Source organism: Vibrio lentus, from assembly GCF_002875945.1.
Taxonomy (GTDB): domain Bacteria; phylum Pseudomonadota; class Gammaproteobacteria; order Enterobacterales; family Vibrionaceae; genus Vibrio; species Vibrio apostichopi.
The window spans coordinates 179,790-201,463 of the sequence record NZ_MCZK01000097.1; the positions used below are offsets into that span (position 1 = coordinate 179,790).

Annotated in this window: 19 protein-coding genes, 1 pseudogene and 1 other annotated feature; of the genes and pseudogenes, 15 read left to right on the forward strand and 5 right to left on the reverse strand. The window is 43.9% G+C overall.

Features of this window, described 5'->3' with window-relative positions; all coding sequences use genetic code 11:
- Positions 1-412 precede the first annotated feature (412 nt).
- The 4 genes and pseudogenes from BCT49_RS07150 to BCT49_RS07165 all read left to right on the forward strand — a co-directional run bounded on the left by BCT49_RS07150 (position 413) and on the right by BCT49_RS07165 (position 6,146).
- Positions 413-1,366: a TIGR01212 family radical SAM protein gene (locus tag BCT49_RS07150; RefSeq protein WP_099167415.1), complete on the forward strand. Its 954-nt coding sequence runs from the start codon at positions 413-415 to the stop codon at positions 1,364-1,366.
- A gap of 92 nt (positions 1,367-1,458) precedes the next feature.
- Positions 1,459-3,209 (forward strand): annotated as a pseudogene (locus BCT49_RS07155) (diguanylate cyclase domain-containing protein).
- A gap of 152 nt (positions 3,210-3,361) precedes the next feature.
- The gene (gene arcB, locus BCT49_RS07160) at positions 3,362-5,695 is read left to right on the forward strand and encodes an aerobic respiration two-component sensor histidine kinase ArcB (protein WP_102434681.1); all 2,334 of its coding nucleotides are present in this window, start codon (positions 3,362-3,364) and stop codon (positions 5,693-5,695) included.
- A 7-nt stretch (positions 5,696-5,702) separates the two neighbouring features.
- Positions 5,703-6,146 (forward strand): hypothetical protein, encoded by a 444-nt coding sequence (locus BCT49_RS07165; RefSeq protein WP_102434682.1) that lies wholly within the window; start codon positions 5,703-5,705, stop codon positions 6,144-6,146.
- Positions 6,147-6,272: 126 nt separating this feature from the next.
- Here the strand turns inward: BCT49_RS07165 and arcA are convergent, their stop codons facing one another.
- A complete protein-coding gene (arcA, locus tag BCT49_RS07170; protein ID WP_004741534.1) occupies positions 6,273-6,989 on the reverse strand; it encodes a two-component system response regulator ArcA in 717 nt (238 codons plus the stop codon).
- Positions 6,990-7,361: 372 nt separating this feature from the next.
- Positions 7,362-7,520 carry a ribonuclease activity regulator protein RraA gene (locus BCT49_RS26120; RefSeq protein ID WP_102434683.1) on the reverse strand — a complete coding sequence of 53 codons (159 nt, stop codon included), beginning with the start codon at positions 7,518-7,520 and terminating at the stop codon, positions 7,362-7,364.
- A 47-nt stretch (positions 7,521-7,567) separates the two neighbouring features.
- On the opposite strand from BCT49_RS26120, the gene BCT49_RS07180 reads away from it, so the two are divergent.
- The gene (locus BCT49_RS07180) at positions 7,568-8,053 is read left to right on the forward strand and encodes a putative 4-hydroxy-4-methyl-2-oxoglutarate aldolase (protein WP_102434684.1); all 486 of its coding nucleotides are present in this window, start codon (positions 7,568-7,570) and stop codon (positions 8,051-8,053) included.
- Positions 8,054-8,061: 8 nt separating this feature from the next.
- Here BCT49_RS07180 and BCT49_RS07185 read toward each other — a convergent pair whose 3' ends face one another.
- A complete protein-coding gene (locus BCT49_RS07185) occupies positions 8,062-8,538 on the reverse strand; it encodes a hypothetical protein (protein WP_017084785.1) in 477 nt (158 codons plus the stop codon).
- A 317-nt stretch (positions 8,539-8,855) separates the two neighbouring features.
- Positions 8,856-8,974 (forward strand) — a sequence feature (Thr leader region).
- Between the two features lie 29 nt (positions 8,975-9,003).
- On the opposite strand from BCT49_RS07185, the gene thrA reads away from it, so the two are divergent.
- The 4 genes from thrA to BCT49_RS07205 all read left to right on the forward strand — a co-directional run bounded on the left by thrA (position 9,004) and on the right by BCT49_RS07205 (position 14,576).
- Positions 9,004-11,463, forward strand: coding sequence for a bifunctional aspartate kinase/homoserine dehydrogenase I (thrA, locus tag BCT49_RS07190; RefSeq protein WP_102434685.1), 2,460 nt, complete (start codon positions 9,004-9,006; stop codon positions 11,461-11,463).
- Positions 11,464-11,480: 17 nt separating this feature from the next.
- On the forward strand, positions 11,481-12,437 hold the full coding sequence (gene thrB / locus BCT49_RS07195) for a homoserine kinase (RefSeq protein ID WP_065105663.1): 957 nt from the start codon (positions 11,481-11,483) through the stop codon (positions 12,435-12,437).
- Complete coding sequence (thrC, locus tag BCT49_RS07200) at positions 12,434-13,720, forward strand: threonine synthase (RefSeq protein WP_102434686.1); 1,287 nt, start codon at positions 12,434-12,436, stop codon at positions 13,718-13,720. Before thrB ends, thrC begins: the two co-directional genes overlap by 4 nt.
- 196 nt (positions 13,721-13,916) lie before the next feature.
- Positions 13,917-14,576 (forward strand): NADPH-dependent FMN reductase, encoded by a 660-nt coding sequence (locus tag BCT49_RS07205; RefSeq protein WP_102434723.1) that lies wholly within the window; start codon positions 13,917-13,919, stop codon positions 14,574-14,576.
- 191 nt (positions 14,577-14,767) lie between these two features.
- Here the strand turns inward: BCT49_RS07205 and grcA are convergent, their stop codons facing one another.
- A complete protein-coding gene (gene grcA / locus BCT49_RS07210) occupies positions 14,768-15,145 on the reverse strand; it encodes an autonomous glycyl radical cofactor GrcA (RefSeq protein ID WP_009848415.1) in 378 nt (125 codons plus the stop codon).
- 326 nt (positions 15,146-15,471) lie between these two features.
- Between grcA and nfo the strand changes: the two genes are divergently transcribed.
- The 4 genes from nfo to BCT49_RS07225 all read left to right on the forward strand — a co-directional run bounded on the left by nfo (position 15,472) and on the right by BCT49_RS07225 (position 18,112).
- On the forward strand, positions 15,472-16,380 hold the full coding sequence (nfo, locus tag BCT49_RS07215; protein WP_102434687.1) for a deoxyribonuclease IV: 909 nt from the start codon (positions 15,472-15,474) through the stop codon (positions 16,378-16,380).
- A 106-nt stretch (positions 16,381-16,486) separates the two neighbouring features.
- A complete protein-coding gene (locus tag BCT49_RS26270) occupies positions 16,487-16,615 on the forward strand; it encodes a hypothetical protein (RefSeq protein WP_277869410.1) in 129 nt (42 codons plus the stop codon).
- 178 nt (positions 16,616-16,793) lie between these two features.
- Positions 16,794-17,474, forward strand: a complete 681-nt coding sequence (gene ung / locus BCT49_RS07220) for a uracil-DNA glycosylase (protein ID WP_102434688.1) — start codon at positions 16,794-16,796, stop codon at positions 17,472-17,474.
- A gap of 86 nt (positions 17,475-17,560) precedes the next feature.
- A complete protein-coding gene (locus tag BCT49_RS07225) occupies positions 17,561-18,112 on the forward strand; it encodes a hemerythrin domain-containing protein (RefSeq protein WP_102434689.1) in 552 nt (183 codons plus the stop codon).
- A gap of 75 nt (positions 18,113-18,187) precedes the next feature.
- Here BCT49_RS07225 and BCT49_RS07230 read toward each other — a convergent pair whose 3' ends face one another.
- Positions 18,188-18,376 (reverse strand): DUF3545 family protein, encoded by a 189-nt coding sequence (locus BCT49_RS07230; RefSeq protein WP_102434690.1) that lies wholly within the window; start codon positions 18,374-18,376, stop codon positions 18,188-18,190.
- Positions 18,377-19,086: 710 nt separating this feature from the next.
- Here BCT49_RS07230 and BCT49_RS07235 point away from each other — a divergent pair.
- Positions 19,087-20,517 carry an alanine/glycine:cation symporter family protein gene (locus BCT49_RS07235; RefSeq protein ID WP_102434724.1) on the forward strand — a complete coding sequence of 477 codons (1,431 nt, stop codon included), beginning with the start codon at positions 19,087-19,089 and terminating at the stop codon, positions 20,515-20,517.
- A gap of 278 nt (positions 20,518-20,795) precedes the next feature.
- On the forward strand, positions 20,796-21,572 hold the full coding sequence (gene yaaA, locus BCT49_RS07240) for a peroxide stress protein YaaA (protein WP_102340290.1): 777 nt from the start codon (positions 20,796-20,798) through the stop codon (positions 21,570-21,572).
- Positions 21,573-21,674 lie beyond the last annotated feature (102 nt).

Below are 21,674 nucleotides of genomic sequence, written 5' to 3' on the forward strand. Positions count from 1 at the left end.
GCAGGAAAAGTATTGCGAGAAAAACAATCCTTAGTGATATCCGTTTATTTTTAGCCACAAACTAGTGGATTATATAGGTGGGATATGGATATCACCGACTTATTAACAAGTTTTCGTTGTAAGTAAATACACAAAAATAGCCAATATGTGTAAGTATCCTACAATTTTGTCTAGGCGAATTGCAATGAAAGTTGACCCATGTAGACCATTTTTTTCGTTTTATTTTGAATTTAATGTCTAACAAATGTGCAACATTAGGCAAATAGAGCCGATTTTTTGCATGTTTATTGATATTTGATAGGTTGCTCGCAAAAGGCCTTGAGTAAACTAATTGGTTGAATTTTGCAGGGATGTAATTTTTTTTCAGAAATAGACTGATATTCATTCTTATTTACTTGAGCACTTTCAAAATATGCAATTACACGAGTTGGTTAATACTATCGGCCAAGACCTTCAGCGCCGTTATGGCGAAAAGGTTCATAAACTGACACTGCACGGTGGCTTTAGCTGCCCAAACCGCGACGGAACAATCGGCCGTGGTGGGTGTACTTTCTGTAATGTCGCTTCCTTTGCCGACGAACAAACTCAAATTCAAAGTATTGCTGATCAGCTAAAAGATCGTGCGGGTGAAATTGCCCGAGCCAAAAAGTATCTTGCTTACTTTCAGGCTTACACCAGCACTTATGCTGAAGTACAAGTGCTCAAGAATATGTATGAAGAAGCGCTTAGAGCACCAGGTGCTGACATTGTTGGTTTGTGTGTCGGAACAAGACCTGATTGTGTTCCAGATTCGGTGTTGGAATTGCTGGCGGGTTATGTGGAGCAAGGCTATGAAATATGGCTTGAGCTAGGCTTACAAACCGCAAACGACAAAACATTGAAGCGGATTAATCGTGGTCATGATTTTGCGGTGTATGAAACGATCACCCAACGTGCACGTGCTTTAGGGATCAAGGTGTGTACCCACCTTATTGTTGGCCTGCCGAAGGAGACCAAAGCCGATAATCTTGAAACTTTAAACAAGGTACTCGCCGTTGGCACCGATGGTATCAAACTGCATGGACTGCATATTGTAGAGGGCAGCACCATGGCTAAGGCGTGGAAAGCTGGCAAGCTCGAGGCACCAACCTTGGAGGAGTACATTGATATCGCCAGTGCAATTATCCAACGCACGCCTGCTCATGTGGTCTATCACCGAGTTTCTTCTGCCGCACGACGTCCAACACTGCTCTCTCCTTTATGGTGTGAAAACCGATGGTTAGCGATGACAGAAATTGGCCGTTCGTTAGACAAGACGGGCGCTCAAGGCATTGAAACGGGCGCTGCATTTGAGTACACATTGCCTGTATTAAACAGCGGTAATTGATAGATTTGAGTAGAAAGTAGGTAACAGCAGATAATCCCTATAATTAGTGGTAACATTTCCCTCACAGAATTGATGGTATAGATTGAGAGTAAATGGAACTGGTTATGACTTGGTTGTGGGACAGGGCGTATGGGTACGGTATTTATATCGTGATCATGTTGCTCATTGGTCTCATCTGCTGGCACCTTTATTCTCGTTATCAGTTACATATAGAAAAACTTCTACTTGCTACGCCATCACCACTCTACTTTGTCGACATCCGAAGTGGCGAAATTTTATATGCCAATCGTCAAGCGATGCAGTTGCTCGGCATTCGTCAAATTGGTATCAATTTTCGCTTCCCCACCATCGAGAGTGAGAATAGCTTTCGTCATTATCTGACCAATCATCGTAACTCGCGAGCGTTTGAACAGCTTTCGCTTTGGGCGCTTTCAGAGTTCGAATTCTTCAAAGTGAATTTGGTTGGTCGTCGGATCGTTTTTAGAAGTAAAAGCGCGTGGATGATCCATGCATCCCCTTATAAAAATACCGACGAAGAATATTCCCAAGAAGTGCGTGAGTTAAATGTCTCGCGTACCGCCTTAGACTCTTTATCTGAGTTGATCTACGTGAAAGATCCAAAGGGTGAATTGGTCGCGAGTAACCGATCTTTTAAGAAGTTTTGGCATGGCCGCCCAGAAGAAGGCACCTTGAGTGTTTCTGGTGGCGCGTTGAAAGGGCGTGTGAGTGAGCGCTCTTGGACCACGGATCAAGATGGCAAAAGCTGCCTGCTCGAAACATATCAAAGTGTTTTACTGTCTCAAGATGGTGAAACCATAGGAACGCTTTCTATTAGTCATGACGTGACTGATTGGCATGACATGCAGCAGAAACTACGTGGTGAGATGGAAAGGCGTAAAGATACCGAAGTGGCTCTTGCTCAGCGTGACACCATCTTACAAAACATCTTAGAAGCAAGCCCTGACTCCATTGGTATCTTCAATGAAAACATGGTGTATCAAGCGTGTAATAAGCCGTTTGTGGCGGCGCTTGGTATCTCTGAAGTGTCGGATTTAGTGGGTAAGCGCTTACAAGATGTGGTGCCTAACAGCATGTATTTGCGTCTTTCTGATACGGATCAGCAAGTGCTTCATCAAGGTAAATCGCTGCGTTATATCGACAAGGTAGTTTCCAGTGATGGTGAGTTTACTTGGTATGACGTGGTCAAATCACCGTTTAGGGATCCGGCTTCGAGTACCAATGGTGTTTTGATCATGGCACGTGACATCACCGAACGTTATTTAGCGGAGCAGAAGCTTGAAGAAGCGAACCTTGAACTTGAACGTTTGAGCTTCATGGACAGCTTGACTCAAGTCTCTAACCGCCGTCGTTTCGATGAGCAGTTGTCGACCCTGTGGCACTACCATGTGCGAGAGAAATTGCCACTGACCATTATGCTGTGTGATATCGATTTCTTTAAAGGCTACAACGACTTTTATGGTCACCAACAAGGTGATGATGCACTCGTTCAGGTTTCTCAAGCATTTAAGCAAGTGCTGAATCGTTCATCGGATTGTGTGGCGCGCTACGGCGGTGAAGAGTTTGGCTTTATTCTGCCGAATACGACCGCTGAGGGTGCTCTGCTGGTGGCAAAGCGTATTCATGATGAAGTGCAAAAGCTTGGTATCGAACATGAAGACTCGGCAGTTTCTGAACTCGTAACCGTAAGTATCGGCATCATCTCTTACATACCGACACCGAATGATGAAATGGAGTCGGCTGTTGCACTGGCAGATAGCGCCTCTATCAAGCGAAGTCTGATGGCCGAAATCAATCAAGTGTCCATCCATCTTCGATACGCTAACTCTGTTAATTCCTTCCTTTCGTTAACCTCTCTAATTTTGATTGGTTAACGGCAATATTGCTACGACTCTCTTGCTGCATGTGATGTAGCTAGCTTACCTCCTATCACCAAACAGGGTAGAATGTTGCTAGTCTTATCGCATGGAGCGCTAAATGAAACCCATGAAAAATCTTGCCCAGTATTACGTCGATCTACTCGTAAAACTGGGGATTGTCCGCTTTTCTATCTTACTCGCCCTAGCGCTTGTTGCCCTCGCTGTTGTAGTGCAAGTTGGGATCACCCTAGCACTCAAAGGTAATGTTGATGATATCGACATTGTCCGTTCCGTTTTCTTTGGCCTGGTGATTACCCCTTGGGCGGTGTATTTCCTTTCTGTGGTTGTTGACCAACTTGAAGAATCTCGTCAAAGGTTGGCTAAGTTAGTTTCTAAACTTGGCGACATGCGTGAGCGTGACCAAGAACTCAACAACAAGCTCCAGCTTAATATTGAAAAGCTGAATCAAGAAATTGAAGAGCGCGAAAAAGCAGAAGAAGCACGTGCCGAAGCGATGCACGACCTTGAGAACGAGGTGTTTCAACGTGAACGTACTCAGCTTGAATTGGCTGAACGTACCGCACTGCTGCGCTCATTTATCGATGCTTCTCCCGACCTGATTTATTATCGTAATGAAGATGGTGTTTTCTCCGGTTGTAACCGTGCGGTTGAAGAGTTGACGGGGAAAACTGAGAAAGACTTGGTGGGTTTAACGCCTTGGGATGTCTATAGCAAAGAGATCGCTCAACAGGTTATTGAAACCGATAAGAAAGTTTTTGCCGATAATCAAGCTCTGACCTATGACCAATGGTTGGAATACCCTGATGGTCGTAAGAGCTACTTCGAGCTACGTAAAGTGCCTTTCTACAGTAAAGATGGCCGCCATCTGGGCTTAGTGGGTTTTGGTCGTGATATTACGGAACGTAAAGAGCACCAAGAATCACTAGAGAAAGCCAGTCGCGACAAGACCACTTTTATCTCAACGATTAGTCATGAACTAAGAACACCACTCAATGGCATCATCGGCTTGAGCCGTATGTTGTTGGACAGCCAGTTGACCACTGAACAGCGTAAACACATGCAAACCATTAAGGTGAGTGCGGTGACGCTGGGTAATATCTTTAACGATATTATCGATATGGATAAGTTTGATCGCCGTAAGCTAGAGTTGCTCCCAACTCCGATCAACTTCGAAGACTTCGTTGCCGAGATGGAGAGTATCTCCGCTCTGATGGCAGAACAAAAAGGCTTACGATTCGATCTTGAAAGATTATCTGACTTGCCCACCTCAGTTAAAGTTGATGGCACACGCCTAAGACAAGTGCTGTGGAACTTGGTCAGCAATGCCATGAAGTTCACCAAAGATGGTGGTGTAGTGATGACGGTCAGTGCTGATATCGATGGTGACTTTGCCGACATCACTATGGAAGTCGAAGATACGGGAATCGGTATACCTGAAAGCGAAGTCGATAAAATTTTCGCGATGTACTATCAGGTGAAGTCTGGCTCTGACAATCTGCATGCGGTGGGCACGGGTATTGGTCTTGCGGTATCGAAGCAGCTGATCAATATGATGGACGGCGATATTGACGTTACCAGTGAAGAGGGCTTCGGCAGTACCTTTACGGTTTCTATTCGAGTTCCAGTCAATCACGATACTCAGGCTCTGATTAAGACACCAAGAAAGCAGTCGAACCTTAAGATCTTCATGGTCGAAGATATTGAACTCAACATTACGGTTGCTCGCTCTCTGCTTGAAAGCTTAGGCCATGAAGTCACGGTGGTGATGACAGGGCAAGAGGCACAAATCGTTTTCCACCCTGAAGACTATGATTTGGTGTTGTTGGATATCCAACTACCAGATATGACAGGTTTCGATATTGCTCAGTACTATCGAGAGAAATACAGCAAGCTGCCTCCTTTAGTCGCCTTAACGGCCAATGTTTTAAACAATAAACAAGAGTATCTACAAAAAGGAATGGATGAAGCGATCAGCAAACCGCTGTCGGTGAAAGCCATCCAAGACGTGATATCCAAATTTATTGAGAACAAACCTGAAGTGATAGAAAAAGTAGAGGTTATTAAACCGGTTGTTTCTTCGATTGACACCACTTTGCTTGATATTGATATGCTAGAGTCTTATGTTGACATTGTTGGGCCGAAACCGGTTTTGGATAGCATCGTGATGTTTGAAGATATGATGCCGGAGTATATGGAAATATTGAACTCCAACATGGTCGCAAAAGATCAAGCGAGCATCGTTTCTGAAGCGCACAAGATCAAAGGTGCCGCAGGTTCAATTGGCTTGAAACGTATCCAGCAAGTTGCTCAGAAAGCTCAATCACCAGATATGCCTGCTTGGTGGGAGAATATTTCAGATTGGGTCGATGAAATTAATAACGAATACCAGAATGACATTGAAGTCTTAAAGAGTTGGTTAAATCAAAGGTAGAAGAATAATGAAAAAATTAGCATTCGCCGCATGCGTTGTGGCATTAGCGGGTTGTTCTGCACCACAAGTAGAATGGCAGCAAGGTAACCAAGTAGAAGTATCTGCAGCGACAGTCACAATGAAAAGCAACCTTTGGCTGAACAAGATGCCAACGATTGGAGAGACTCAAGATAAGACTCTGCATGGTGCCATTTACCTAGAATCGACTTCAGAACTGCCAGCAACACTTGCGGTTGAGAGTGTTACGGTCAAGCAGGGTGCAGATACTCTGTTGGTGACAGCTGACGATCTTGATTTAAGAACACACAGTGAAACTCAGTGGGAAGTCGCTTTTGTATGGCAGCTAGAGATCGACAGTGACAAGCCTGTTGATGTTGCGGTTGAACTGAAAGATGGCGAAACCGTGAAGTGGTTAGTCGAGAAAGACGTTAAGGTTGATACGGTTTACTAAAACCTTAGCGAACAATGAACAATAAAAAAGGGAGAATGCGTTGGCATTCTCCCTTTTTAATAACTATTGATTGCGCTTCTACTGTTAAAAACACCAAGTGCTAAACCACTAGAAACGCGAATCGAATTAGTCTTCTAGGTCACCACAAAAGCGGTAGCCTTCACCGTGAATCGTTGCGATGATTTCTGGCGTACCAGAAACTGATTCAAAGTGCTTACGAATACGACGAATTGTTACGTCTACAGTACGATCGTGTGGCTTAAGCTCACGGCCAGTCATCTTCTTAAGAAGGTCAGCACGTGTTTGGATCTTACCTGGGTTCTCACAGAAGTGAAGTAGAGCACGGAACTCTGAACGAGGTAGCTTGTAGCCTTCGCCATCTGGGCTAACCAGAGAACGACTGTTGATGTCTAGTACCCAACCGTTGAACTCGTACTTCTCAACGCTACGTTTTTCTTCTTGAACAGAGCTTGTGCTCATTGAACGGTTAAGAAGGTTACGTGCACGAATAGTCAGTTCACGAGGGTTGAAAGGCTTAGTGATGTAGTCATCAGCGCCGATCTCTAGGCCAAGGATCTTATCAACTTCATTATCACGACCCGTTAAGAACATAAGCGCTACATTTGCTTGCTCACGCAGTTCACGCGCAAGTAGTAGGCCATTCTTACCAGGAAGGTTGATGTCCATAATTACAAGGTTAACTTGGTTGTCAGATAGCACTTGGTGCATCTCTTCACCGTCGCTAGCCTCAAAAACAGCATATCCCTCTGCTTCAAAAATACTCTTTAGAGTGTTACGAGTTACTTGCTCATCTTCAACGATAAGAATCTGCGGGGTTTGCATTTGGCGGTACCTAAATTTGTGACGAAACTGTGCTAATAGAATAAATTCTAGGCAAAAACATAACATACAGGTAATGTAATTTTGATGATAACTTAAAGTTTTCAAAAAAACACTTACTTCCAGCTATCTGCCTTCCTTGAAGTATTGCCCAATAACGTAGATCCAGTACGCCTTTCAATCATTCTGTTAGTGATTGCAGTGGATTCTATAATGTTAACAGCATGCTAACAACGCGAGAATGTTAATTCCATTCACTTTGTTGATTTACATCAATTGCCGTATCGCAACAAACTTTAATAGTATGGCTACAACTTAACCAATGTTATGGTGATTATTTAGCAGCAAAACTAGAATGATTATTCGAGATAGTTCTCACATCTCGCTTGCTAAAGACCAGATTTTGAACCAAGGAAGCTGAAAGCTGTCCTTAGAGTCTAGTAGATAAATATGCGCAATCAACTTTAATTCAGTATTAAATTGAGCATAGAACAATGAAAACAAAGGATTAATTCTAACAACATATAAAAGCATAGAGGCACACCCGCATTAGACGGCAACGCCTTACTCACGGAGGATATATGCACGATATAACACCTGATTTGTGTGACGAGTTTGAAAGCAAAGTCACCTTACTGAACATGCCATTACAGAACTTCGGCCAACGTGGTGCGTTCTGGGGAAAAATTGTAACAGTTCGTTGTTATCACGATAATTCCAAGGTTCGTGAGGTTTTAGAGACCGATGGCTGCGGCAAAGTACTTGTCGTAGACGGTAATGGCTCGTGTCAAAAAGCGTTACTTGGCGATCAATTGGCGATTCTGGCCATAGAAAATGGTTGGGAAGGCGTCATTGTGAATGGTGCGGTTCGAGATGTGGCGATGATGGCGCAGATGGATCTTGGTATTCAAGCTCTCGGAGCCTCTCCATTTAAAACTGAGAAGCACGGTGTTGGGCAGGTTAATGTCACGCTCACGGTACATAATCAACTGATTCAACAGGGTGATTATATTTATGCTGACTGGAACGGTGTCTTAATCTCAACTGAGTTATTGATGGAATCCTAATTGCTGGATTAAAAGCGAAAGCCCAATCCCACTTCAACACCGCGTTGCCACTCTTCATAATCAAGGGTGGCATGCATATCTAAATTGTCTGTTAGCTGGACACGGCTCGATACTTCGGCAGCCACTGACTTATCGTTATCTTCTGTCTCGTCTTTATATGTATGCAGAGAGCTGTTGAAAGAGATGCGTTCAGAGAATTGATAGCTCACCCCACTCAAGAAACCACTTTCGTATTTGAGAGAATCACTGTTAATACGTGCCCCTACATAAAGGTCGACATCAGCAAATAGACTGTAGGAATAGCCGCTGTCTACTTTCCACGTATCGAAGCTTTCACTAGAGGCGTTTTGGGTTGAGATAAAAAACTTATGAGAAGAGCTATCTATCTGGCTTGGGAGCAGAGGTAAACCGCTTAATATAGGTAAGTCATCCGCAGAACAAACAGCAGGCACAGCAAAAACTAAAAGAATAAGTAATCTCTTCACTTCCCACCCCTGATGTCATTATTATTGTTCTTCGAACGTTATCGTTCAATTAAAGCACAGAATTTGTACGTTCGCTGCACTATCGATATAGCATTTTGTTATGACTATATATGCAACTGCTCACCCTTGCTTGTTTGGTGAGTTAATCCAGTCTCTGAATGGCAGGCTGATGCAGGGCGTTTTATCCCTTAAATGACGGTTTGCTCTGAAAAACGGTGTGAATGTAAAAAAAACGCAACTTTTCATTGACGTCTAGTGGTAAAAATTGATACACGTAGAGTAAAGCACAAGCAGAGAATTTGATATGCAGCACGTAAGCCACCTAGTAATGACCACCACCATTATTATTACCGACATTAACATTGTTGGGGCAGGCTGCTAAGTAACGGATTTTAAAAAAAAGGCCTGTATCCAACAAGATACAGGCCTTTTTTTGTACCATTTTTATGACTTATGGAGAAAGGGATGCGCGTTTTAAAGTTTGGAGGTTCATCATTAGCTGATGCAGATCGTTTTTTACGAGCAGCAGATATCATCGCTAATAATGCCCAGCAAGAAGAGCTAGCCGTTGTACTATCGGCTCCAGGAAAAACAACGAATAAGCTGGTTGCTGTTATTGAAGCAGCACTAAAAAATGGTGAAGCAGACGTACAGATTTCCGAGATCGAATCATCATTTGCTGCATTGTTTACAGAGATTCAAGCGGTATTGCCTTCAGTTGATGGCGCTGCGTTTCAAGAGCAGGTCGATACCTCTCTTGCTCAACTTAAGCAGTTCGTGAATGGTATTAACTTACTGGGCATGTGCCCGAACCATGTTAATGCTCGCATCATCAGTAAAGGCGAGCGAATCTCGATTCAGTTAATGAAAGCGGTATTAGAAGCGAAAGGTCAGCCAGCAAGCCTGATTGACCCTGTGGAATACCTCTATGCTAAAGGTGACCACCTTGAAGCGATGGTTGATGTGGACATTTCTACACAGAACTTCCGTCAATCGCCACTTCCACAAGGCCACGTTAACATCATGCCTGGTTTTACAGCGGGTAATGAAAAAGGCGAGCTAGTCACACTAGGTCGTAATGGTTCAGACTATTCTGCGGCTGTATTGGCAGCGTGTCTGCGTGCTGACTGTTGTGAAATCTGGACTGACGTCGATGGTGTTTACAACTGTGACCCACGCTTAGTGGATGATGCCCGTCTGCTTAAATCACTTAGCTACCAAGAAGCGATGGAGCTTTCTTACTTCGGTGCTTCAGTTCTACACCCGAAAACAATCGCACCTATCGCACAATTCCATATTCCTTGCCTAATCAAAAACAGCTTCAACCCACAGGGTGCAGGTACTTTGATTGGCCAAGACACTGGCGAAGATAACCTAGCGATCAAAGGCATCACTACGCTAAGTGACCTAACCATGGTTAACGTATCAGGCCCGGGCATGAAGGGCATGGTAGGCATGGCGAGTCGTGTATTCGGCGCGATGTCTTCTGCAGGCGTTTCTATTGTCCTTATTACTCAATCTTCTTCAGAATACAGCATCAGCTTCTGTATTGAATCGGCTGACAAAGTGAAAGCGAAGCAAGTGTTGTCAGACGCGTTTGAACTTGAGCTTAAAGATGGCCTATTAGAGCCAGTTGAGTTCATGGATGATGTTGCGATTGTGACGCTGGTGGGGGACGGTATGCGTACATCACGTGGCGTTGCTTCTCAGTTCTTCTCTTCTTTAGCTGAAGTGAACGTTAACATTGTTGCTATTGCTCAAGGCTCTTCAGAGCGTGCTATCTCTGCGGTTATCCCTGAAGATAAAATCTCAGAAGCAATCAAAGCGTGTCACGAAAACCTATTCAACTCTAAGCACTTCCTTGACGTCTTCGTCGTTGGTGTTGGCGGTGTCGGTGGTGAGCTTGTTGACCAGATCCAACGTCAACAAGGCAAACTGGCTGAAAAAGGCATCGTGATTCGCGTATGTGGCCTAGCAAACAGCAAAGGTTTGTTGCTAGACAGCGACGGTCTACCGCTAGAACAGTGGCGTGATCGTATGTCGAGCGCGACAGAAGAGTTTAGCCTAGCGCGTTTAGCGGCACTTGTTCAACGTAACCACATCATCAACCCTGTGTTGGTTGATTGTACGTCTAGCGAAGGTATTGCCGGACAATACGCAGATTTCCTAGCGGCTGGTTTCCACGTTGTAACACCAAACAAAAAAGCCAACACGGCAAGCATGGCTTACTACCATCAGCTTCGTGAAGTGGCACGTAACTCTCGTCGTAAGTTGATGTACGAGACAACAGTAGGCGCAGGTCTACCGGTAATCGAAAACCTACAGAACCTAATCTCTGCGGGTGATGAGCTTGAGAAGTTCAACGGCATTCTTTCTGGTTCACTGTCTTACATCTTCGGCAAGCTTGATGAAGGTATGACACTCAGCCAAGCAACCAACATTGCTAAAGATAACGGCTTTACTGAACCCGATCCTCGTGATGATCTGTCTGGTATGGATGTCGCGCGTAAGCTGCTTATTCTTGCTCGTGAAGCAGGTATGGCACTTGAGCTTGAAGATGTTGAAGTTGATCAAGCATTGCCACCGGGTTTTGATGATTCAGGTACGGTTGATGAGTTCATGGCTCGCTTGCCAGAAGCGGATGCATACTTCAAAGAGCAGTCAGCTATCGCAGCAGAAGAAGGCAAAGTACTTCGTTATGTTGGTGAGATCGCTGAAGGTAAATGTAAAGTTCGTATCGCAGCTGTTGATGGCGATGACCCAATGTTTAAGATTAAAGATGGCGAGAACGCTCTGGCATTCTACAGCCGTTACTACCAGCCAATCCCACTCGTTCTGCGTGGCTACGGTGCAGGTACTGAAGTTACAGCAGCAGGCGTATTCTCTGATGTGATGCGTACTCTTGGTTGGAAATTAGGAGTTTAGGAATGAGTTCAAGTGATATGGATGTTGTCGTTTATGCTCCTGCATCAATCGGCAATGTCAGTGTAGGTTTTGATGTGCTGGGGGCCGCTGTGTCTCCAGTGGATGGCACATTGCTTGGTGACCGAGTAATGGTTAAAGCCGGTGATGAACCATTCTCGCTAAAAACAGCAGGCAGCTTTGTTTCTAAGCTGCCAACTGAAACCAAAGAAAATATTGTTTACGACTGCTGGGTTGTGTTCTCTCGCGAGTTAGACAAGAAAGGTATCTCAGTTAAGCCTCTAGAGATGACGCTAGAAAAGAACATGCCTATCGGCTCTGGTTTAGGATCAAGTGCATGTTCAATTGTCGCGGCGCTTGATGCCTTGAACCGTTTTCATGGTCAGCCGTTGAATGAAACTGAACTGCTTGCTCTGATGGGTGAAATGGAAGGTAAAATTTCAGGCGGCATACATTACGATAACGTTGCGCCATGTTACCTTGGCGGTGTGCAGCTTATGCTTGAAGAATTAGGCATTATTAGCCAAGAGGTTCCATGTTTTGACGATTGGTATTGGGTAATGGCTTACCCTGGCATCAAGGTTTCAACGGCTGAAGCGCGAGAGATCTTGCCTTCTCAGTATCGCCGTCAAGATGTGATTGCCCATGGTCGCCATTTAGCGGGCTTTATTCATGCTTGTCACTCTGGTCAGCCAGAGCTCGCAGCTAAGATGATCAAAGACGTGATTGCTGAACCATATCGTGAGAAACTGCTTCCAGGGTTTGCTGATGCACGCAAATATGCAACGTCAGCAGGAGCATTAGCAACCGGAATCTCTGGTAGTGGCCCTACGCTATTTAGCATTTGCAAAGAACAAGATGTCGCCGAGCGTGTTGCACGCTGGTTAGAACAAAATTACGTACAAAATGAAGAAGGATTCGTCCACGTTTGTCGCTTAGATAAGCAAGGTTCGATCGTTACAGGAAGTGAGTTATGAAGCTGTACAACATCAAAGAAAACGATGAGCAAGTCTCTTTTGGCCAAGCCGTTCGTCAAGGTCTAGGCCGTAACCAAGGTCTATTTTTCCCATCAGAGCTGCCTAAGTTCGATGACATCGATGCACTACTTGCAGAGGACTTTGTCCCTCGTAGTTCAAAGATTCTTTCTGCTCTCATTGGTGATGAATTACCAAAAGAACAGATTGATCAACTAGTGGATGCGGCATTCCAATTCCCAGCTCCGATCAACCAAGTGAAAGACGGTGTTTACGCTCTTGAACTGTTTCACGGTCCAACGTTAGCATTTAAAGATTTCGGTGGCCGTTTTATGGCTCAATCTTTAGCCGCGGTTTCTGATGGCGGTCAAATCACTATCTTAACGGCTACATCGGGTGATACTGGCGCTGCGGTTGCGCATGCTTTTTACGGCATGGAAGACATCAATGTTGTGATCCTTTACCCGAAAGGTAAGATCAGCCCACTGCAAGAAAAGCTATTCTGTACGCTAGGTAAGAACATCCACACTATCGCAATTGATGGCGATTTTGATGCGTGTCAGGCACTCGTAAAAGACGCGTTTGACGACGCTGAATTACGTAAAGAGATTGGCTTGAACTCAGCAAACTCAATCAACATCAGCCGTTTGATGGCTCAGATTTGTTACTACTTTGAAGCGGCTTCTCAGCTAACCAAAGAGCAACGTGAAAATCTAGTTATCTCAGTACCAAGTGGTAACTTTGGTAACCTAACAGCAGGCCTATTAGCGAAAGCGCTAGGCTTACCAGTTAAACGCTTCATAGCAGCAACCAATGAAAATGACACGGTTCCTCGTTACCTAGAAACGGGCCAATGGGATCCAAAACCAACGGTTGCGACAACATCGAACGCGATGGATGTTAGCCAACCAAACAACTGGCCACGTATCGAAGAGCTTTGCCAACTGAAAGGTTGGGGACTGGATACTTTGGGTAAAGGGAAAGTATCTGATGAGCAGAGTGCTGAATCAGTACGCGACCTAAAAGCTCAAGGCTACCTGTGTGAACCTCATGGTGCGATTGCTTACCGTCTATTGGAAGAGCAGCTGCAAGAGAACGAGACAGGCCTGTTCTTATGTACGGCACACCCGGCTAAATTCAAAGAAGTGGTTGATGACATCTTAGGTACTGACATTGAACTTCCTGGCCCGCTGGCTAAGCACGCGGTGATGGAGTTGTTGTCTGAAGACCTAGATAATGATTTTGAAGCTTTGAAAGTGGTACTTCGTCGAGTTCAACCTGCTTAATCTGACAGAACCTAGAAGTGCAGACCTGTATAATTTAGGTCGTTGAGATAAAGGTGAATGAGCAATCATTCACCTTTTTTATTGCCTGAATGATTTTTAGAAGTAATCTCTAATGCAGTATTTTCTTCAGCTTGATGGGGCTGGCTCAAGCTCGGTAACTGAACTGACTGAACCAAAGTTTAATAAAAGGGGTAGTATGAATTTTTTGATTTTTCTTGGCTCTGTACGTGAGAGCACACCACCAAGGCCTGCTCGATTAGGGATGAGAGTCAGCAAAGCGTGTGAAAAGTTACTGGTGGATAAACATTCTGAGCATACGGTCGAAATCATCGACCCTCTGAATTACGATTTTGGCGATGTGTTTAAGCCTGAGTTTTCGTATCATCGTTCTAAGGTGCCAGCACATCTTGCAGAATTAGCCGACAAGATCGCAAAGGCTGACGGCTATGTGATGGTTAGCCCGGAATACAATCATTCGATGAGCCCAGCACTAGCTAATATTCTCAACCATTTTGGCAGCTCGCTATTTTCATATAAACCGAGTGCGATTGTGACTTACTCTGCGGGTCAATGGGGCGGGGCAAGAGCATCCGTTTCGATGCGAACCTTCCTATCAGAGTTAGGTTGTTTGCCGGTTTCTGCGATGATTCATCTGCCTAAAGCACAAGAAGTGTTTGATGAAGAGGGCTGTGTTGTTCAAGAGTCAGAACAAGCACAATGGGATGAGTACATGAACCGCACCTTCCATCAGTTGATGTGGTGGGCGCAAGGGGCAGCGTTGCAAAGAGAAAATGTCGATCCAACTGCTTTAGCGAAAGCCTTCACCAAAGATCCTTCTCAACGAAACGCGCCATAGCCAGATTTAATTGGTGGTAGTACTTAGTCAATTCTCAGTTGGCTGATATGGAGTTGAGATATTTGGTTGATTTTGCGTGAGATAGTTAGGGATAAGAAGTTAGCGACAATAAGTTGATAACACTAAAACTAAAAAAGCTTGGCCATTTCTGACCAAGCTTTTTAAATCTTTAACGCTCTACTTTGCTGAGATTATAGAGACTCAGTGAACGTACGTGCGATAACGTCACGTTGCTGTTCAGTAGTTAGAGAGTTGAAACGTACAGCGTAACCCGATACACGGATAGTTAGCTGTGGGTAGTTCTCTGGGTGAGCAACAGCATCTTCTAGCGTTTCACGCTTAAGAACGTTAACGTTTAGGTGTTGACCACCTTCGATGCGTGGTGCTGCTTCGATTGCAACTTCACGGCTTTCGTACTCGCCTAGGTCTGCAGCTGAGATAACTTGGTCAGCTTCGAAACCTGAAGTAGCAACAACACAACGAGCTTCATTCTTCTCGCTATCTAGTAGCCAGATTGAGTTTAGTAGGTCATCGTTTGCTGCTTTAGTAATTTGAATACCTTGGATCATAACTATCTCCTAGTCCACTGAATGTGGTTTGATTATGGTGTTAACTTTCGATTTTTATTGAGCTGGGTAATATATACCTAATATTAGTAAGGTTAACATTGATTTAAGTCAAAAAACAACCAAAAACCATATTTTTACAAAGGTAATTATATTGAGGTAAATCAATAAAACCTTTGAAAACAAAGTAATTACAAAATATTTTAAAGTATAAAAAATATTTAACAGTCTTATTTGTTGTAAGTTTACTACATTTGTTGTGTTTTTATTGAACTACAAACGATACGACCCTTTATTTATTAAGCATTCTGAAAGTGTAAAGTGATTTAATGACAAACAATAATTCATCTTCAAAACCTCAAACCAATATTAAGTTTATTGGCGCTCATGTGTCTGCTGCAGGCGGTGTTGATCAGGCTCCAATGCGCGCAAGAGAGATCGGTGCCAATGCTTTTGCGCTGTTTACTAAAAACCAAAGACAGTGGGCAGCAAAACCGCTAGAAGCCAAAACCATCAGCGCCTTTAAAGCCAACTGCAAAATGTTAGGTTTTAGCGCTGAGCACATTCTTCCTCATGATTCCTACCTTATTAACTTAGGAGCACCAGAAGAAGAGAAGCTAGAGAAATCGCGTGCAGCTTTTATTGATGAAATGGAGCGCTGTAATCAACTTGGACTGACGCTTTTGAATTTTCATCCTGGGAGTCATTTAAAGAAAATCTCAGAAAGCGAATGTTTGGCCAAGATCGCTGAGTCGATCAACTTGGCTCACCAAGCGGTGCCTGATGTGATTGCGGTGATTGAGAATACCTCAGGGCAGGGCACGAACCTTGGCTGGAAGTTTGAGCACCTAGCAGAGATCATCGACCAAGTAGAAGATAAGTCACGCGTTGGCGTGTGTTTAGATACCTGCCATACCTTTACTGCCGGTTACGACCTACGAACAAAAGAAGCGTGTGAGCATACTTTTGCAGAGTTCGATCGCATTGTGGGCATGCACTATCTAAGAGCAATGCACATCAATGATTCAAAAGCTGAGTTCGCAAGCCGAGTTGATAGACACCATTCTTTAGGAAAAGGTGAGATTGGCTGGGATTGTTTTGAATATATTGGCTCAGATTCTCGCTTTAATGGTATCCCTCTTATCTTGGAAACCATTGATTCGACGATCTGGAAAGAGGAAATTCAACAACTTAGAATGTTTCATCGCTCAGCAACGCTAGTTAGCGAAGAAGCGTAATAATAGAGGGAATAATTAATTTCCTGCTATTCCTAAAAATTGGCACCTTTCTTTCATAGTATTAAAGTGAATATGTAGTTCACGATGTCTTAGAGGAGGTGCCTTTATGTATTCACAAGCCCAAACTTCAACTTCAACTTCAACTTCAACTGTAGCTGTCGCCAGTCGTTTACCGACACCAAACCGTCATGTGCATAGTCACGGCCATTATCGTACACCGCAAAAAAGTGGTTAATCGAGATAAACACAACTTGAACTGATTATTATGATTCATCAACAAGTGAACCCTACACATCATGTTTATTGATAGCTGTATGAGGTATAACTAGAGCCTTATTTAGGACCGTTAGCCGATACAGCTATTTTTTTGTCTGGCGAAACCTAGAAACCTTGATGATTGGGGAAGTAAAACGATGAGCGCACCAAAGACTTGGGAATCCATTATTAATGATGAACGTGAGAAAGCCTACTTTCAGAGTGTTCTCGCTTTTGTCGAACAACAACGTAATAGTGGGAAAATCATTTACCCTCCTCAAGAGCAGGTGTTCAGTGCTTTCGATATGACGCCCTTTGAGTCTGTACGCGTGGTTATCCTTGGGCAAGACCCTTATCACGGCGCTAACCAAGCTCATGGCTTAGCATTCTCTGTGCTACCTGGCGTTAAAATCCCACCGTCTCTGCGTAATATGTACAAAGAACTTGCACAAGATATAGAGGGCTTTGAAATCCCTAGTCATGGTTACCTTGATACTTGGGCATCTCAAGGGGTGTTAATGTTGAATACGGTACTAACCGTAGAAGAGGCAAAAGCACACTCACATGCCAAGTGTGGTTGGGAAACCTTTACCGATACCATCATTGCTGAGCTAAATCAGCGTTCTGAGCCGATCATCTTCTTACTGTGGGGCGCGCACGCCCAGAAGAAAGGCCAAGCCATTGATGCAGACAAACATCATGTGTTGGTCGCACCTCATCCATCACCATTATCAGCACGCCGTGGTTTCTTCGGTTGTCAGCATTTCTCTATGACTAACGAGCGACTCTCTTCTATTAATCAACAGCCTATCGATTGGACATTACCACTGACACTGTAGATTGATGATTTTCTGAGCAGGGTCAAACCACAAATTGCCATCTTCATATACACTTATAAATAGTAGGTGTAATGGAGTGCAATACTATGATGATTGAAAGGATAAGAAGAGAGCACGGCTATATGGCTCGTTTGCTCGCGATTCTCAAAAATAAATTAGAGTGCCTGAAGCAAGAGCGTGACATTAACTATAGCTTGATCGCTGAGGTGGTTCATTACTTGATGAACCATTCAGATAAGGTGCATCACCCTAAAGAAGACATTATCTACCGCTACTATCTCAAGCAGTATGGCAGTGACCAAGTGATTGAAGACTTGGAATTAGAGCATCAACTGCTTTCTGAGAAAACGGCTGACTTTTTAGGTTTGGTCGACATGATCCTGCAAGATGCGGTTGTTCCTCAGCAGTTTTTCATTGAACAATTAGAGGGTTTTGTCTCTGTTCAGAAAAAGCATATGGAACTGGAGGAGAGGTTCATTATTCCTAAGATTGTGGACGCGTTTACGGTGCAAGATTGGCAAGAGGTCGAATCGCAATGGCAACTGCCTGAAGATGACCCTGTATTCGGCCAAACCATCGCGGACCAATATAAGCAATTAGCTGCTCGAGTTCGCCAAAGTGAAGGCGAATGTGTGTAGTGAATGGATTGGCTCTCACAAAAAATAAAGGCACCGTTTAGGTGCCTTTATCATTCTATTTATTTGTTGTTCTGATTAAAGCTTAATATCGTCTAAGCTAAAATCGAGTCCAAGGTTCATCTCTCTGAGCTCTTTCTCAAGCTGTCGACGGTCGTTGATCGCCTCGATTTCTCGCCATTTTCGTTTAAGTGGTTTTGAGCGAGTCTTGGTAGTAGCGCGTGGTAATTCTAGTTCTGATATTTCATCAAATTGAAAGTTGTCCATAAGCTATATCTCCATCCGTGGGCTAGTCTTTACAGACTATTAGATACCATATTTGGTTCTACAATAACCTTGATTTGTTTCTCATTTGTTTCAAATCTATGAAGGTTTTGTTTGCATTTCCTATGCATGCTCACACATTGCTCTTTATTTTCTGTATAAAAAACAAGCAAACAGACTGACGTAAACGATTAAATTATCCGTGTTTTAATGTTAATTCATTGTGCGAAAGGAATAGTACTTTAACGACAATGCATACAGCTGCGTATTGTATGATGAGGGAGAGGGATTTAATCGCCATAGAAAAAATCACAGATCTTCACTATACCTTGTAAAACCTAGGCTGGTGCTATTTTTATCGAATGTCATTCTTGTTAAACCAAGGCGCTGGCCATTGTTGATATTATGTCCCGATAATGTGACTTTTATTAGGCCTGATTGTTGAAAATTGTGTTAACAAAAGGTGTGTTATTAGTGAAATGTCATTTAAATATTAATTAGTTTGCATATTGATTTTTAGGTCATCTCACTGCATTATCCGCCCGTCAAAAAATACACTGATACGTAAAATGGATGCATGAAGCGACATTTACAATCTAGATCGCAACAAATAAATATAAAACGAATGCCGATACAACATTGACACTGGCATTGGCGATTTAGAGGAAGGCTCGGAAGCAAGATCAGTGCTTAAACTCAATTACGAGGTTCACGTGACAGACTTAATCAATTTGATGAACGATCTCCTTTGGGGATCTATCTTAGTTTACTTACTCGTTGGTGTGGGTATCTACTTCACTGTACGACTAGGCTTCATTCAATTCCGCCATTTCGGCCACATGTTCTCTGTTCTTAGAAACAGCCGTAAAGCAGACAGTGCTGGTATCTCTTCTTTCCAAGCTCTTTGTACTAGTCTCGCTGCTCGTGTAGGTACAGGTAACATGGCAGGTGTTGCTGTTGCTCTTACCGCTGGTGGCCCTGGTGCTATCTTCTGGATGTGGCTAATCGCCATGCTAGGTATGGCAACATCGTTTGCAGAAAGCACACTTGCACAGCTATACAAAACACGTGATAACGACGGTAACTACCGTGGCGGTCCTGCATACTACATGGAGAAAGGTCTAGGTATGCGTTGGATGGGGGTTCTATTCTCTATCTTCCTAATCATCGCATTCGGTCTAGTCTTCAATGCGGTTCAAGCGAACGCGATTGCAAGTGCAATGAACACGGCATTCGACTTTGAGCGTGGCTACGTTGGTGTTGGTATCGTGATTATCTCTGCATTCGTTATCTTCGGTGGTATCCGTAAGATTGCTCGCACTGCAGAAATCATTGTTCCAGTTATGGCGCTGGCGTACTTAGCTATCGCTATCTACGTGATGCTAATGAACATTGAGAAAGTGCCTGAAGTTCTGGCTCTTATCTTCAAGAGTGCATTCGGTCTGCAAGAAGCAGCAGCGGGTGGCCTAGGTTACGCAATCGCACAAGCGATGATTAACGGCATCAAACGTGGTTTGTTCTCGAACGAAGCGGGTATGGGTTCTGCGCCAAACGCAGCAGCTTCTGCTACGCCTTACCCACCGCACCCAGCATCACAAGGTTATGTGCAAATGCTAGGCGTGTTCATGGATACCATTGTTATCTGTTCAGCAACAGTAGCAATCATCCTGATGTCTGGTGAGTATGTACCACACGGTGAAGTGACGGGTATCGAACTAACGCAACGTGCACTAACAGCACAAGTTGGCGAATGGGGCGGCATCTTTGTTGCGGTAGCGATTTTCTTCTTCGCTTTCACTTCAATCATTGCAAACTACTCGTACGCTGAAACGAACCTTATCTTCCTAGAGCACAACAACAAGAAGGGCCTAGTGCTGTTCCGTATTGTTGTACTGGGTATGGTTATGTTCGGTTCTCTCGCGACACTACCAACGGTATGGGCATTGGCTGACGTATCGATGGGCCTAATGGCGATTGTTAACTTGGTAGCGATCATCTTGCTATCGGGTATCGTGATTAAGCTAGCGAAAGACTACAACCGTCAATTAGACGCGGGTAAAGTACCCACGTTCGATGCGGATGATTTCCCAGAGCTTAAAGCTCAATTGGAAGATGGTATTTGGGTTAACAACAAGAAGAAGTAATCTTGTTGGAGTGATTCATCACTCATCCTAAAATCATTAGAAAGGCTAAGGTTTCGACCTTAGCCTTTTTCTTTGTCTACGATTTATATCTGTCTGCGATTTTTCTTGGTGAGTAATTTTTACTTTGTCTGCGACCTTTTCTTTGTAAGTGATTCTTCTTTGTGAGCGACTTACAGCTAGATCTGTCTATCAAAGTAATAGGAAGAGTCATAAAGACAAGTTGATGTTTTTTCTATACTCTAGCTGCATCCAGTTAGATAACCGATTAGGGTAAAGTTATGTTAGTTGTCGTTTCTCCAGCCAAGACATTAGATTACGAATCACCATTAGCGACTGAGCGCTTCAGCCAGCCAGAGTTTGTTGAACACTCTGCAGAGCTTATTGAAGTGTGTCGTAAGCTGACACCTGCTGATGTATCAGCACTGATGAAGGTAAGCGATAAGATTGCTGGGCTGAACGTAGCGCGCTTTGAGCAATGGAGCGAGACCTTTACCCAAGAGAATGCTCGCCAAGCTATTTTGGCGTTCAAAGGCGACGTCTACACAGGCTTAGATGCTGAATCATTATCGGACGATGATTTTGACTACGCACAGAATCACCTGCGCATGCTTTCTGGCCTATATGGGTTGTTGAAGCCATTGGATTTGATGCAGCCTTACCGTCTAGAGATGGGTACACGCTTAGCCAATGAGCGTGGCACTAACTTGTACCAGTTCTGGGGCAACATCATCACAGACAAGCTGAATGAAGCGTTGAATGCTCAAGGCGATAATGTGTTGATCAACCTAGCATCGAACGAATACTTTAAAGCGGTGAAGCCGAAGAGCCTTGATGGTCAAATCATCACGCCAGTTTTTAAAGACTGCAAGAATGGCCAGTACAAGGTGATCAGCTTTTACGCGAAGAAAGCGCGTGGCATGATGGCTCGCTACATTATTGAGAACAAAATCGATTCAGTGGAAGCACTGACCAAGTTTGATACCGCGGGTTACTACTTCGTTGAAGAAGAGTCGAATGCGAAAGAGTTAGTCTTCAAGCGTGAAGAGCAAAACTAGTAGCCCTTGGCTAATTAGTTACTTTGGCTTTAGCCTGTAATTAAATTAGAGACCGAGTTATTTAGCCTGATAACAAGCCAGGCAATAATAAACCAGACAAAG